Consider the following 13,457-nt stretch of genomic DNA (forward strand, 5'->3'; position numbering starts at 1 on the left):
GCATGGAAACCGTTCCGCCTCGGCAGCTTTCAACTCCCCTGTGATGCGTTGTTGGCCAGGGACTTGAAAGCGCCCCGAACCCTCGCCAACCGCCACAAAAATTCACCGGGAGTGAGCCATGCTCAATATCTTCACGCTCGCCAACGGCCGCCTTGTCCAGGAAGAAATCGAGGCCCTCGAAGAGCTCTCTCAGTTCCAGCCGATCTGGGTCGATCTCGAATCCCCCACACTCGAAGAAAAGCGCTGGATCAAGCAGTACTACGGCCTGTCCATCCCCGAGGATGCGATGGACGAGGACATCGAGGAGTCGGCGCGCTTCTACGAAGAAGACAACGGCGAGCTGCACGTACGCAGCGACTTCCTGATCGATGACGCCGAGAACCCGCGCTCCGTGCGCGTCGCCTTCATCCTCAACCAGCACAACACCGAACTGCGCAGCCGCGGCGTGCTGTTCTCGATTCACGACGAAGACGTGCCGGTGTTCCGCCTGCTGCGCATGCGCGCGCGCCGCGCACCCGGCCTGATCGAGGATGCCAAGGAAGTGCTCTTGAAGCTCTTCGATGCCGACGCCGAGTACTCGGCCGACTCGCTCGAGAACATCTACGACGAGCTGGAAGTCGCGGGCAAGAAAGTGCTGGAAGGCAACGTCAGCGACGAACTGGCCGGCGAGGTGCTGGCCGCGATCGCGCGGCAGGAGGACCTGAACGGCCGCATCCGCCGCAACGTGATGGACACGCGCCGCGCGGTGAGCTTCATGATGCGCAGCCGCATGCTGAACGCCGAGCAGTTCGAGGAGGCGCGCCAGATCCTGCGCGACATCGAGTCGCTCGACAACCACACCGCCTTCCTGTTCGACAAGATCAACTTCCTGATGGATGCGACCGTCGGTTTCATCAACATCAACCAGAACAAGACCATCAAGATCTTCTCGGTGGCGAGCGTCGCGCTGCTGCCGCCGACCTTGATCGCGAGCGTGTACGGCATGAACTTCAAGCTCATGCCGGAGCTGGAATGGGGCTACGGCTACGCGTACGCGATCGTGCTGATGGTCGCCAGCGCCCTGGTGCCGATGTGGTACTTCCGCCGCCGCGGCTGGCTCAAGTAGCCGCTCGGCCGGACAGCGTGGCGAGCCAGGCGTCGATCACCGCGAGGCTGTAGCGGCTCGCGACGGCGGCGACGAAGCGCAGGAAGTCGGCATGCGCCGCGTCGTCGGCGCGGTCCGAGATCGTGCGCACCGCGGCGAATGGCACGCGGTAATCGTGGCACACCTGCGCCACCGCGGCGCCTTCCATCTCGACCGCCAGCGCGTCGGGCAACTCGCGCCGGAGCGCATCGCTTTCGGCGGCGGTCGAGACGAAGCGGTCGCCGCTCACCAGCAGGCCGCGATGCAGCCGGGGCGCCTGCAGGCCGAAGTCGTCGACCACCGTCTGCCCGAGCAGCGCGACCGGATCGCGCAGCAGGCCGGCGGCCACGGCGGCCAGCGCATCGCTGATCGCGGTGTCGGCCGCGAAGCGCGCATGCCCGGTCAACGGCACCTCGTATTTGGGAAAGATCGGCGAGGCGTCCAGATCGTGCTGCAGCAGCTTGGTCGCCACCACCACGTCGCCCACCCGCACGCCGGGCCCGAGCCCACCTGCAACGCCGGTGAAGACGATGGCGCGCACGCCGAAACGCTCGAGCAGCACAGTGGCCGTGGTGGCCGCTGCGACCTTGCCGATGCGCGACAGCACCGCCACGACGGCTTGCCCATGCAGATGGCCGACCCAGAAATCCCGCCCGGCGACGCGCACACGCTGCTCGTCGGGCATCGCGGCGAGCAGCGCGCCCAGCTCCTCCTGCATGGCGGCAACGATCGCGACCGGCCCCGCCATGGAAGTGCCCGCTACTTCTTGTCGCGCAGCTCGCGCCGCAGGATCTTGCCGACCGGCGTCTTCGGCAGCTCGGTGCGGAACTCCACCACCCTGGGCTGCTTGTAGCCGGTGAGATTGGCGCGGCAGAAGTCGCGCACCTGGGCCTCGGTGAGATCCGGGTTCTTCTTGACGATCACGAGCTTGACGGCCTCGCCGGTCTTCTCGTCGCCGATGCCCACGGCCGCGCATTCGAGCACGCCCGGAATCTGCGCGACCACTTCTTCGACCTCGTTCGGATACACGTTGAAGCCCGAGACCAGGATCATGTCCTTCTTGCGGTCGACGATCTTGAAGAAGCCGCGCTCGTCGACCACGCCGATGTCGCCGGACTTGAAGTAGCCGTCGGCCGTCATGACCTTGGCCGTTTCGTCGGGACGCTGCCAGTAGCCGGCCATCACCTGCGGGCCCTTGATGGCGATCTCGCCCGGCTGGCCCATCGGCACCTCATGGCCGTCGTCGTCGAGCAGCTTCAGGTAGGTGCTGGGCAGCGGCACGCCGATGGTGCCGGTATAGGCGGTGCTGGTGGTCGGGTTGCAGGTGGCCGACGGCGAGGTCTCGGAGAGGCCGTAGCCTTCGCAGATCGGGCAGCCGGTCTTCTCGAGCCAGAGCTTGGCCACCGCGCCCTGCACCGCCATGCCGCCGCCGACCGAGACCTTGAGGTTCTTCCAGTCGACGGTGCCGAAGTCCGGATGGTTGGCCAGCCCGTTGAATAGGGTATTGACGGCCGGGAAGCTGTGGAAGGTGTGCTTCGACAGTTCCTTCAGCACGGCCGGGATGTCGCGCGGATTCGGGATCAGGATCAGCTTGCCACCGGTGCGCATGCTGAGCATCATGTTCACGGTGAACGCGAAGATGTGATAGAGCGGCAGGGCGCAGACGCTGGTGGGCTGCTCGCCGGCCGGCACCTTCTGCATGACCGGCTCGTTCCAGGCCTCGGACTGCAGCACGTTGGAGATCACGTTGCGATGCAGCAGCACGGCGCCCTTGGACACGCCGGTGGTGCCGCCCGTGTACTGCAGCACCGCGACATCGTCAGGCCCGATCGGCGCCGGCGTCGGCCCGCGCCCTGCCCCCTTGTCGAGCGCGTCGTTGAAGCGCACGGCGCCGGGCAGGCTGAAGTCGGGCACCATCTTCTTGACGTTGCGCACCACGTAATTGACCAGCGCGCCCTTGAGCAGACCGAGCCGATCGCCCATGCCGCTCAGCACGACGTGCTTGACCGGCGTGGACGCGATGCATTGCTGCAGCGTGGCGCCGAAGTTCTCCATGATCACGATCGCCTTGGAGCCGGAATCCTTCAACTGGTGCTCGAGCTCGCGCGGCGTGTAGAGCGGGTTGACGTTCACGAGGATCAGCCCGGCGCGCAGGATGCCGCACACCGCGATCGGGTACTGCAGGCAGTTCGGCATCATGACCGCGACGCGATCGCCCTTCGCGAGCCCGAGTCCCTGCAGGTAGGCCGCGAAGGCCCGGCTCAGCTTGTCGACCTCGCCGTAGCTCAGATCCTTGCCCATGAAGCTGTAGGCGGTGCGCTCCGCGTACTTCGAGAAGCTCTCCTCCATGAGCGCCACCAGGGAGGGATAGCGCGAGCCATCGATATCGGCGGGCACGCCTTGCGGGTAACTGGTGAGCCAGGGGCGGTCTGTCATGGATGGGTCTCCTCAACGAAATTCTGAGTTCTGGTCAACGGGGCCGCCGCCGGCGATGCCGGCAAGGCGGAGGCGCGGGCGCAAGGCGCCCTTATTCGATCGCCTTGCCCATGTCCTCGACCACCTTCTTGGCGTCGCCGAAGACCATCATGGTCTTATCCATGTAGAACAGCTCGTTGTCCAGACCGGCATAACCCGCAGCCATCGAACGCTTGTTCACGATCACCGTCTTGGCCTTGTAGGCCTCCAGGATCGGCATGCCGTAGATCGGCGTGCCCTTGGTGAGCGCCGCCGGGTTCACCACGTCGTTGGCGCCCAGGATGATCGCGACGTCGGCCTGCGCGAACTCGCCGTTGATGTCCTCCATCTCGAACACCTGGTCGTAGGGCACCTCGGCCTCGGCCAGCAGCACGTTCATGTGGCCCGGCATGCGTCCGGCCACCGGATGGATCGCGTACTTCACCGTCACGCCCTTGTGGGTGAGCTTCTCGGCCAGCTCGTTGACCGCATGCTGGGCCCGGGCCACCGCCAGGCCGTAGCCCGGCACGATGATCACGGTCTCGGCATTGGAGAGCATGTAGGCCGCGTCGTCGGCGCTGCCGCTCTTGACCGGGCGCTGCTCCTTGGCGCCGCCGGAAGCCGCCGCCGCCTCGCCGCCGAAGCCGCCCAGGATCACGTTGAAGAACGAGCGGTTCATCGCCTTGCACATGATGTAGCTCAGGATCGCACCCGAGGAACCCACCAGCGAGCCGGCGACGATCAGCATCGCGTTGTTGAGGCTGAAGCCGATGCCTGCCGCGGCCCAACCCGAGTAGCTGTTGAGCATCGAGACCACCACCGGCATGTCGGCGCCGCCGATCGGGATGATGATCAGCACGCCCATCACGAAGGACAGCAGCACCATCAGGAAGAAGGCGGTCCAGCTCTCGGTGAAGACGAACACCAGGCCGAGCGCGATGGTCAGCAAGCCCAGCGCCAGGTTCAGCATGTGCTGGCCCTTGAACTGGACCGGCGCGCCCTGGAACAGCCTGAACTTGTACTTGCCCGAGAGCTTGCCGAAGGCGATGACCGAGCCGCTGAAGGTGATGGCGCCGATGGCCGCGCCGAGGAAGAGCTCGAGCCGGTTGCCCGCGGGGATGAGCTCGCCCTTGGGAACGATGCCGAAGGCCCAGGGCTCGACCACCGCCGCCACGGCGATGAAGACCGCGGCCATACCGATCATGCTGTGGAAGAAGGCCACCAGCTCGGGCATCTGCGTCATCTCGACGGTCTTGGCGCGGTAGGCGCCGTAGCCGCCGCCGGCCACCAGGCCCAGCAGCACCCAGGCCATGCCCATGGCCTTGCCGTCCGAGATCTGCACGATCAAGGCCGCGGTGGTCAGGATGGCGATCGCCATGCCAACCATGCCGAACAGGTTGCCGCGAATGGAGGTGGTGGGGTGGGACAGGCCCTTGAGCGATTGAATGAAGCAGACCGATGCGATCAGGTACAGCAGCGTGGCGACATTCATGCTCATGCTGCATTCCCCTTGTCGGCCGCGGGCGCCTTCTTGTCCTTCTTCTTGAACATCTCCAGCATTCGCCGCGTGACGAGGAAGCCGCCGAAGACGTTGACCGCGGCCAGCGCCACGGCCAGCACGCCCATGGTCTTGCCGAGACCGCTCTCGGTGAGCGCCGCCGCCAGCATGGCGCCGACGATCACGATCGCCGAGATCGCATTGGTCACGGCCATCAGCGGCGTGTGCAACGCCGGCGTGACGGTCCAGACCACGTGGTAGCCGACGTAGATGGCCAGCACGAAGATGATCAGGTTGATGACGGTATGGGAAACGGGATCCATGGTCTTAATTCCTTCTCTCTCACTTCCGGGTCACTTGACCGTCTTTGCTCATCAGGCAGGCGGCCACGATGTCGTCTTCGAGGTCGATGTTGAGCGCGCCTTCCTTGTTCACGATGAGCTTGAGGAAGTCGAGCACGTTGCGCGCGTAGAGCGAAGACGCGTCGGCCGCGACCAGCGCGGGCAGATTGGTTTCGCCCACCAGCGTGACGCCGTGCTTGATGACGGTGCGGTCTGCTTCGGTGAGCGGGCAGTTGCCGCCTTGCGGCGCGGCCAGGTCGACGATGACCGAACCGGGCTTCATGGCCTTGACCATCTCTTCGGTCACCAGCACCGGCGCGGGCCGGCCCGGGATCAGCGCGGTGGTGATGACGATGTCGGCCGCGGCCACGCGCTTGGCCACTTCGACCTTCTGCCGATCGAGCCAGCTCTGGGGCATCGGCTTGGCGTAGCCGCCGACGCCCTGCGCCGCTTCCTTCTCTTCGTCGGTGTCGTACGAGACATCGATGAACTTGGCACCCAGCGACTCGACCTGCTCCTTGACGCTCGGGCGCACGTCGCTCGCTTCGATGACGGCCCCGAGCCGCTTGGCGGTGGCAATGGCCTGCAGGCCGGCGACGCCGACGCCGAGGATCACGATGCGCGCCGCCTTCACGGTGCCGGCGGCCGTCATCAGCATCGGAAAGAAGCGCTGGTACTTGTCGGCCGCGATCATGACGGCCTTGTAGCCGGCGATGTTGGCCTGGCTCGACAGCACGTCCATGCTCTGCGCGCGCGTGGTGCGCGGCGCGGCTTCGAGCGCGAAGCCGGTGAGGCCGGCCGTCGCGAGCCTTTGGAGGCCCGCGGCATCGAAGGGGTTGAGCATGCCGATGACGACGGTGCCGGGTTTCATGAGCGCCGCCTCGGCATCGCTCGGCGCGCGCACCTTGAGCACGATGTCGGCGCCGAAGGCGCCGTTGTCGTCGGTGATCTCGGCGCCGGCGGCCTGGTAGGCCGCATCGGTGACGCTGGCCACCACGCCGGCGCCGGACTGGATGCGCACGGTGTGACCCTGTGCAACGAGCTTCTTGGCCGTCTCCGCAGTGACGGCCACACGGGTTTCGCCTGGCGCAGTTTCGGCCGGCACGCCTATCAGCATGGGGGATCTCCTCGGGGCAGCGTTGGAATTCGGGCCGAGCTTACATGAAGATGACAAAGAACTGGCCGAGGACCGCATCCCTCTGTACAGTAGCGCCTCGCGAATGACCGGCGCACAGATCGCCGGCTTTACGGAAAGAAATCAGGGGGATGAAAGATGCGAATTGCAGCGCTCGACGACGAGCCGCGCCAGCTCGAACTGGTTCGGCATGCCATGGCAGTGATCGGGCATGAATGTCATGGTTTCGAAGACGGGCGCTCCCTGCAGCGTGCCCTCTACCAGCAAAGCTTCGATCATGCTGATCCTCGACTGGCGGCTTCCCGACGTCGACGGGTCGGACGTCGTCAGGTGGATACGCGAAAAGCTCGCCAGCAGCCTCCCCATCCTCTTCGTGGCCAAACGGCGCAAGGAAGAGGACATGGTCGAGGCGCTGACGCTCGGCGCCGACGACTTCATGGCCAAGCCGATCCGCGTGGCCGACCTCAAGGCGCGGGTGCAGGCGCTTTTGCGCCGCACCGGTTACCGGCTCGAGTTCATCGACCAGAATGGGATCGAGTCGCCGTACCCCATGGCGGGCGCGTCCGAATGAGCCGGTCCCCGATCGAAGGAGCATCACCACGATGATGAGTCGAATGACCCGACTTTTGTCCGCGGCCCTGCTGCTCGGCGGCTGGCTGCACCTCGTGGCCGCGCAGGAGGTGGACCCGAGCGAGCTGGTGCGCGGCGGCCTGCAGGCGGTCCAGATGATCGACCAGAACAAGACCGGCGAGCTCTGGGACGGCGCCGCGCCGGCTGCCCGCAAGCGCGTCAGCCGCAGCGACTTCATGAGCCAGGTCGCGAAGGCCCGCACGCCGCTCGGCGCCGCGCAGCAACGCACCTGGGTCGCGATCAACCGGCAGGTCGTCGGCGATGGCGATCCCGACCTGGCCGGCCAGTATGTGAGCATCGAGTACGAGACCCGCTTCGCCAACAGCAGCACGACCACCGTGCGCGAACTGGTGACCTTTCAGCTGGGCAGCGACCGCGTCTGGCGCTTCTCGGGCTACGTGCTGCGCTGAATGGCCTCGGTCGCTCGCTGGAAACCCAACGTCACCGTCGCCGCGGTGATCGAGCAGGACGGACGCTTCCTGCTGGTCGAAGAGCGTACGAAGGCCGGCCTCAAGCTCAACACGCCGGCCGGCCATCTCGACCCGGGCGAATCGCCGGCCGAGGGCTGCGCGCGCGAGACGCTGGAAGAAACGGCCCACCACTTCACGCCGACCGTCCTCGTCGGCATCTACATGGCGCGCTTCCTCGGCGACGAAGACGTGACCTACATGCGCTTCGCCTTCGCCGGCACGCTCGGCGCCTTCGAGCCGGGCCGGCCGCTGGACGAAGGCATCGTGCGCACCCTGTGGATGACGGCCGACGAGATCCGTTCGAGCGTGGCGCGCCATCGCAGCCCGCTGCTGCTGCAATGCGTGGAGGACTACCTGGCAGGACAACGCTATTCGCTGGACCTGATCCACACCCACGTGTCGGTCGCCGCACCGTCGCAAATCTAACCCGCCCGCGCGATCACCCCGCCACCCAGGCACACATCCCCGTCGTAGAGCACCGCCGACTGCCCCGGCGTCACCGCCCATTGCGGTTCGGCAAAGGCGAGCCGGAAAGCGCCGTTGGCGCCTTCACCCAGCTCGCAGCCCGCATCAGCCTGGCGGTAGCGCGACTTCGCCGCATAAGCGCCCGAGGGCGGCGCGCTGCCCGCGACCCAGCTCGCATCGTCGACTTCGAGCGCCGGCGACAGCAGCCATGGATGGTCGTGGCCCTGCACCACCCACAGCGTGTTGTTCGCTACGTCCTTGCGCGCCACGAACCAGGGCGAGTGATCCCCCGCCCCGCGCTGCGCTCCCTTGGGCTTGATACCGCCGATGCCGAGTCCCTGCCGCTGGCCCAGCGTGTAGAAGCTCAGGCCCTGGTGCTCGCCGATTTGGCGGCCGCGCTCGTCGCGGATCGGGCCCGGCTCCTTGGAGATGTAGCGGTTGAGAAACTCGCGGAAGGGCCGCTCGCCGATGAAGCAGATGCCGGTCGAGTCCTTCTTCTTCGCGTTCGGCAGGCCGATCTCGTCGGCGATGCGGCGCACCTCGGTCTTGCGCAGTTCGCCGACGGGGAACAGCGTCTTAGAGAGCTGCTGCTGGTTCAGGCGGTGCAGGAAATAGCTCTGGTCCTTGGCCGGATCGAGTCCCTTGAGCAGCTCGTAGCGCCCGCTCGCCGCGTTGCGCCGCACGCGCGCGTAGTGCCCGGTAGCAATCTTCTCGGCGCCGAGCCGCATCGCATGATCGAGAAAGGCCTTGAACTTGATCTCGGCATTGCACAGCACGTCCGGGTTGGGCGTGCGGCCGACCTGGTATTCGCGCAGGAACTCGGCGAACACGCGGTCCTTGTAGTCGGCCGCGAAGTTGACGTGTTCGATTTCGATGCCTAACACGTCGGCCACACTCGCGGCGTCGACGAAGTCGATGTTCGACGAGCAGTACTCGCTGTCGTCATCGTCTTCCCAGTTCTTCATGAAGATGCCGACCACCTCGTGGCCCTGCTGCTTGAGCAGGTGCGCCGTGACCGCGGAGTCCACTCCGCCGCTCAGGCCCACCACGATGCGCTGTTTTTCCATGAGGAGGCGATTGTCCCAGCCTCGGCAAGCCGGTGCCCGCATCCGGGAAATCACCGAGCGGCCCATGCCCGCAGGGAGGCGGCAGGCTCCCACAATGGGCTGCCTCAACTGGAGACACGCATGAACAGTCTTCCCCCCGGCCCCGCGTGGCCGCCCCCGGTCTCGCGCCGGCTGGTTTGCCAGTCGCTCGCGCTTTTCGCCGCGGGCGGCGCCCACGCCGTGCAGGCCCAGGGCGCCTGGCCGCAGAAGAGCATCCGGCTCGTTGTGCCCTTCGCGCCCGGCGGCTCCAGCGAGGTGGTAGCGCGCTCGGTCGCGGCCGAACTCACCAAGCAGCTGGGCCAGAGCGTCTACGTCGAGAACAAGCCCGGCGGCGCGGGCACCATCGCCATGCAGGAGATCGCCAAGGCGCCAGGCGACGGCTACAGCCTGATCCTCGGCCATGTGGGCACGCTGGCCGTCAACCCCTACATGCTGCCGAACCAGCCCTACGACGTGAACCGGGACTTCGTGCCCGTGACCTTGCTGGCCAAGGTGCCGAACGTGCTGGTGGTGCATCCGGACGTGCCGGTGAAGACCTTCAAGGAGTTCATCGCCTACGCCAAGGCCAACCCGGCCAAGCTCAACTACTCGTCGGCCGGCAACGGCAGCGCCGGCCACCTGAGCATGGAGTACCTGAAGCTCACGGCCGGCTTCTTCATGACGCACATCCCTTACCGCGGCAGTGGCCCGCAGATGACCGACTTGCTGGCCGGCCGCACGCAGGTGGCGATGAACGGCATGCCCAGCGTCTCGGCCTTCATCAAGTCGGGCAAGCTGCGCGCGCTGGCCGTGGGCTCGGCGCAGCGCATCGCCGCTCTGCCCGACGTGCCCACCATCGCGGAGAGCGGCTACAAGGGCTTCGAGACCTCGCAGTGGTATGGCCTGCTTGCACCGGCCTCGACGCCTGCGCCGATCGTGAAGCGGCTGCAGGAAGAAAGCCTGAAGGCCCTGAAGACCGGCCCCGTGACCGAGCGCTTCGCGCACGATTCGGCCCTGGGCGTGGGCGATACGCCGGAGCAGTTCGGCGCCTTCATCTCGGCCCAGCAGAAGACCTGGAAAGAGATCGTCGCCAAGGCCGGCATCAAGCCCGATTGATCAAGGAGCCCGTCATGATTCACCTCAGCGGCATGGACGCATCGTTCCTGCACCTCGAAACACCCGAATCGCCGATGCACGTGGGCAGCCTGCAGCTCATCGACCTGCCTGCAGGCTACGAAGGCGACTTCGCCGAGGACGCCAAGAAGTACCTGAGCGGCCGGCTGCACCTGGCTTCGGTGTTCGTGCGCAAGCTCGCGATGATGCCCTTCGACCTGGCCAACCCAGTGTGGGTGGACGACGACGACCTGGATCTCGACCACCACATCCGTCACGTGATCATGCCGAGGCCCGGCACCATGGCACAGCTCGAGCGCCTGGTCGGCCGGCTCCACTCCACGCTGCTGGACCGCAGCCGGCCGCTTTGGGAGATCTACATCATCGAAGGGTTGCAGACCGGCCAGGTCGCGCTCTACAGCAAGATGCACCATGCGGCCATCGACGGGCAGGCCGGTGTTGCGGTGGCCAAGGCGCTGTTCGACATCTCCGCCACGCCAGCACCGGTGAAGGCGCCGCGCGCCAACCGTCGCCCCGATTCATCGCAGCTAGGCATGGCCGAGCTCGCGAGCGCGGCGCTCAGCAACACCGTGCAGCAGTACGTGAAGCTGATCCAGTCGATCCCCGCCACCGCCAAGGCGATCACGAGCGTGCTGCTGCCGGTCTCGGAAACCACCGGCAAGCGCAGCTTCGAGCTGCCCAAGGGATTGAAGACCGCGCCCAGGACGCCGCTCAACGTCTCGATCACCAACCAGCGTTCCTTTGCCGGGCGCTCGGTGCCGCTGGCCGAGGTCAAGCAGATGGCCAAGGCCACGAACACCAGCCTCAACGACATCGTGCTGGCCATCTGCGCCGGCGCGCTCAAGCGCTACCTGGCCGACTACGGCTGCAAGCCCGCCAAGCCGCTCATGGCCGGCGTGCCGGTATCGCTGCGCAGCGAGGGCAACACTGATCTCAACAACCAGGTGTCGGTGATGCTGGTCAGCCTGGCCACCGACATTTCAGATCCACTGGAACGCCTCGCCGCCATCCACGAATCGTCGAGCGAGGGCAAGAAGCTCACCGGCAACGTGAAGGCCGCGATCCCGACCGACTTCCCGTCGCTCGGCGTGCCATCGCTGATGTCGGGCCTGGCCTCGCTCTACGGCCGCTCCGGCCTCGCGGACAAGCTGCCGCCGATGGCCAACGTGGCGATCTCCAATGTGCCCGGCCCGTCGTTCCCGCTCTACTTCGCGGGCGCCAAGCTGGCAACCTATTTCCCGGTGTCGATTCCGGGGCACGGGCTGGCGCTCAACATGACGGTGCAGAGCTACAACGGCTCGCTCGAGTTCGGGCTCACGGCCTGCCGGCGCGCGGTGCCGGACATCGCCGATCTGGGCGACTATGTGGTCGCGGAGCACAAGAAGCTCTTCGGGCTGATCGTGGGACAGGCGGCGACTGCGCCTGTTGCTGCTCCAGTTGCCGCGCCTGTTGCTGCGCCAGTGGCGAAGAAGCGGGCAGCGCCGAAGAAGAAGGTCGTTGCGAAGGCGGTGCGCGCTGCCGGGACGCGGGCGCCGCGCAAGGCAGCTGCCCCGAAGCGCGCTGCCGCGTTGAACTGAGGACTTGTCTATTCGCGCAGCTCGGCCAGGATCTCGTAGGACCGCAGCCGGGCCTCGTGGTCGAACACCTGCGAGGTGATCATCAGCTCGTCCGCCCCCGTGCGTTCGACGAAGGCCTCGATGCCGGCGCGCACCGTCTCGCGCGATCCCACGGCCGAACACGAGAGCACCGAATCGAGCAAAGCGTTCTCCGCCGGCCCGACACGCTGGCGGTAGTTCTCGACCGGCGGCGGCAGGCGCCCCGGCCGCCCGCTGCGCAGGTTCACGAAGGCCTGCTGCCACGAACTCGAACGGAACACCGCCTCCTCGTCGGTCTCGGCCGCGAACACGTTGAAGCCGAGCATCACGTAAGGCTTGTCCAGCTGCTTCGAGGGCTTGAAGGTCTCGCGGTAGATGCGGATCGCCTGCATCAGCTGCTGCGGCGCGAAATGCGAAGCAAAGGCGTAGGGCAGCCCGAGGTGAGCCGCAAGCTGCGCGCCGAAGGTGCTCGAGCCCAGGATCCAGATCGGCACTTCGAGTCCCATGCCCGGCACCGCACGCACCGGCTGCTTCGGCTCCTTCGACATGAAATCCATCAGCTCGACCACGTCCTGCGGAAACTGGTCGGCATCGGACTGCAGGTCGCGCCGCAGCGCCTGCGCGGTGCGCTGGTCCGAGCCCGGTGCGCGGCCGAGACCGAGATCGATGCGGCCGGGATAGAGCGACTCGAGCGTGCCGAACTGCTCGGCGATCACCAGCGGCGAATGGTTGGGCAGCATCACGCCGCCGGCGCCGATGCGGATGGTGGAAGTGCCGGCGCCGATATACGCCAGCAGCACGGCCGTCGCGGCGCTCGCGATGCCCGGCATGCCGTGGTGCTCGGCCAGCCAGTAGCGCCGGTAGCCAAGCTTCTCGCCATGCTGCGCCAGGCTGAGCGAATTGCGGAAGGACTGCGCGGCGGTGCTGCCCTCGGTGATGGGCGACAGGTCGAGGATGGAAAGTGGGGTCATGGATCGGCCGGAGCGAACGAAGCAGGGCCGGCATCTTGGACCGAAGTGCGGGGCCCGCGAACGCGAAGGGCCATTGCAGCCTTGCAGCCGCTCTGCTAGGCGAGCTTGATCAAGCCAGCTTCATGGGAGACCGCTTGCCGTGACGGTGCACTGCATCGTCACGACCACGCCGCCGGCAGGCAGCACGGCCACGAACGCGCCCGGCGCGCTCACCGTTCCAAACGTCAGGCCCGTGCTCAGCGTGTCGTCCGTCAGCACCACCGGCTGCGTCGTCGCCCCTCCCGTCACCGTCGCCGTCACCGTGTACGCGATCGTCTGCTGCCGCTCGCAGGGTTGGCGCTCCTGCTCACCGTCACCGCCCACACATCGATCGTGGCGGACGAGGTGTTGTTTCCCGTGCAGTTCGGCGGCGTTGCCGAGTCGCAACCGCCTACCGTATCCGTCACCCCCGCCGGCGGCGCAATGGTTGCGGTATTAACTGCCGTGGTCGCCGCAAACGCTTGGGCACCGGCAAAGGCAAGCCATATCCACAGAAACCAAAGGGTGCTGCGGCGGA

15 protein-coding genes are annotated in these 13,457 nt (G+C 66.6%); 6 read left to right on the plus strand and 9 right to left on the minus strand.

The features are described 5' to 3' along the window. The first annotated feature begins 118 nt into the window (after nt 1-118). Nucleotides 119-1,105 carry a magnesium/cobalt transporter CorA gene (corA, locus tag ACSQ9I_RS28535; RefSeq protein WP_093109938.1) on the plus strand — a complete coding sequence of 329 codons (987 nt, stop codon included), beginning with the start codon at nt 119-121 and terminating at the stop codon, nt 1,103-1,105. Here the strand turns inward: corA and ACSQ9I_RS28540 are convergent. The 6 genes from ACSQ9I_RS28540 to ACSQ9I_RS28565 all read right to left on the minus strand — a co-directional run bounded on the left by ACSQ9I_RS28540 (nt 1,098) and on the right by ACSQ9I_RS28565 (nt 6,830). After that, nucleotides 1,098-1,871, minus strand: coding sequence for a 5'-methylthioadenosine/adenosylhomocysteine nucleosidase (locus ACSQ9I_RS28540; protein ID WP_436315373.1), 774 nt, complete (start codon nt 1,869-1,871; stop codon nt 1,098-1,100). The two genes, corA and ACSQ9I_RS28540, sit on opposite strands and share 8 nt — an antisense overlap. A gap of 11 nt (nt 1,872-1,882) precedes the next feature. Next, on the minus strand, nt 1,883-3,559 hold the full coding sequence (locus ACSQ9I_RS28545) for a long-chain-fatty-acid--CoA ligase (RefSeq protein ID WP_436305889.1): 1,677 nt from the start codon (nt 3,557-3,559) through the stop codon (nt 1,883-1,885). Between the two features lie 91 nt (nt 3,560-3,650). Next, nucleotides 3,651-5,075: an NAD(P)(+) transhydrogenase (Re/Si-specific) subunit beta gene (locus ACSQ9I_RS28550; RefSeq protein ID WP_436305890.1), complete on the minus strand. Its 1,425-nt coding sequence runs from the start codon at nt 5,073-5,075 to the stop codon at nt 3,651-3,653. Next, entirely contained in the window at nt 5,072-5,398 is a 327-nt protein-coding gene (locus tag ACSQ9I_RS28555; RefSeq protein WP_286664638.1) for an NAD(P) transhydrogenase subunit alpha, read from the minus strand. Before ACSQ9I_RS28555 ends, ACSQ9I_RS28550 begins: the two co-directional genes overlap by 4 nt. A 19-nt stretch (nt 5,399-5,417) precedes the next feature. Then, nucleotides 5,418-6,533: a Re/Si-specific NAD(P)(+) transhydrogenase subunit alpha gene (locus tag ACSQ9I_RS28560; protein WP_436310011.1), complete on the minus strand. Its 1,116-nt coding sequence runs from the start codon at nt 6,531-6,533 to the stop codon at nt 5,418-5,420. A 141-nt stretch (nt 6,534-6,674) separates the two neighbouring features. Continuing rightward, complete coding sequence (locus ACSQ9I_RS28565; protein ID WP_436315374.1) at nt 6,675-6,830, minus strand: hypothetical protein; 156 nt, start codon at nt 6,828-6,830, stop codon at nt 6,675-6,677. On the opposite strand from ACSQ9I_RS28565, the gene ACSQ9I_RS28570 reads away from it, so the two are divergent. From ACSQ9I_RS28570 to ACSQ9I_RS28580, 3 genes are read left to right on the plus strand one after another with little or no spacing between them, the layout of a single operon-like run. Continuing rightward, on the plus strand, nt 6,829-7,122 hold the full coding sequence (locus ACSQ9I_RS28570; RefSeq protein WP_436315375.1) for a response regulator transcription factor: 294 nt from the start codon (nt 6,829-6,831) through the stop codon (nt 7,120-7,122). The two genes, ACSQ9I_RS28565 and ACSQ9I_RS28570, sit on opposite strands and share 2 nt — an antisense overlap. 43 nt (nt 7,123-7,165) lie before the next feature. Beyond that, nucleotides 7,166-7,591, plus strand: a complete 426-nt coding sequence (locus ACSQ9I_RS28575) for a DUF4019 domain-containing protein (RefSeq protein ID WP_436315376.1) — start codon at nt 7,166-7,168, stop codon at nt 7,589-7,591. Beyond that, a complete protein-coding gene (locus ACSQ9I_RS28580; RefSeq protein ID WP_436315377.1) occupies nt 7,592-8,077 on the plus strand; it encodes an NUDIX hydrolase in 486 nt (161 codons plus the stop codon). On the opposite strand, the gene mnmA is transcribed toward ACSQ9I_RS28580, so the two are convergent. Then, on the minus strand, nt 8,074-9,183 hold the full coding sequence (gene mnmA / locus ACSQ9I_RS28585) for a tRNA 2-thiouridine(34) synthase MnmA (protein ID WP_436315378.1): 1,110 nt from the start codon (nt 9,181-9,183) through the stop codon (nt 8,074-8,076). The two genes, ACSQ9I_RS28580 and mnmA, sit on opposite strands and share 4 nt — an antisense overlap. 120 nt (nt 9,184-9,303) lie before the next feature. Between mnmA and ACSQ9I_RS28590 the strand changes: the two genes are divergently transcribed. Further along, nucleotides 9,304-10,317: a Bug family tripartite tricarboxylate transporter substrate binding protein gene (locus tag ACSQ9I_RS28590; protein ID WP_436315379.1), complete on the plus strand. Its 1,014-nt coding sequence runs from the start codon at nt 9,304-9,306 to the stop codon at nt 10,315-10,317. Between the two features lie 14 nt (nt 10,318-10,331). Continuing rightward, complete coding sequence (locus tag ACSQ9I_RS28595; protein WP_436315380.1) at nt 10,332-11,912, plus strand: WS/DGAT/MGAT family O-acyltransferase; 1,581 nt, start codon at nt 10,332-10,334, stop codon at nt 11,910-11,912. Between the two features lie 8 nt (nt 11,913-11,920). Here ACSQ9I_RS28595 and ACSQ9I_RS28600 read toward each other — a convergent pair whose 3' ends face one another. Continuing rightward, complete coding sequence (locus ACSQ9I_RS28600; protein ID WP_436315381.1) at nt 11,921-12,901, minus strand: LLM class flavin-dependent oxidoreductase; 981 nt, start codon at nt 12,899-12,901, stop codon at nt 11,921-11,923. Between the two features lie 120 nt (nt 12,902-13,021). After that, complete coding sequence (locus tag ACSQ9I_RS28605) at nt 13,022-13,327, minus strand: hypothetical protein (RefSeq protein WP_436315382.1); 306 nt, start codon at nt 13,325-13,327, stop codon at nt 13,022-13,024. Nucleotides 13,328-13,457 lie beyond the last annotated feature (130 nt).

Source organism: Variovorax sp. LjRoot84, from assembly GCF_964254305.1.
GTDB lineage: Bacteria > Pseudomonadota > Gammaproteobacteria > Burkholderiales > Burkholderiaceae_C > Variovorax.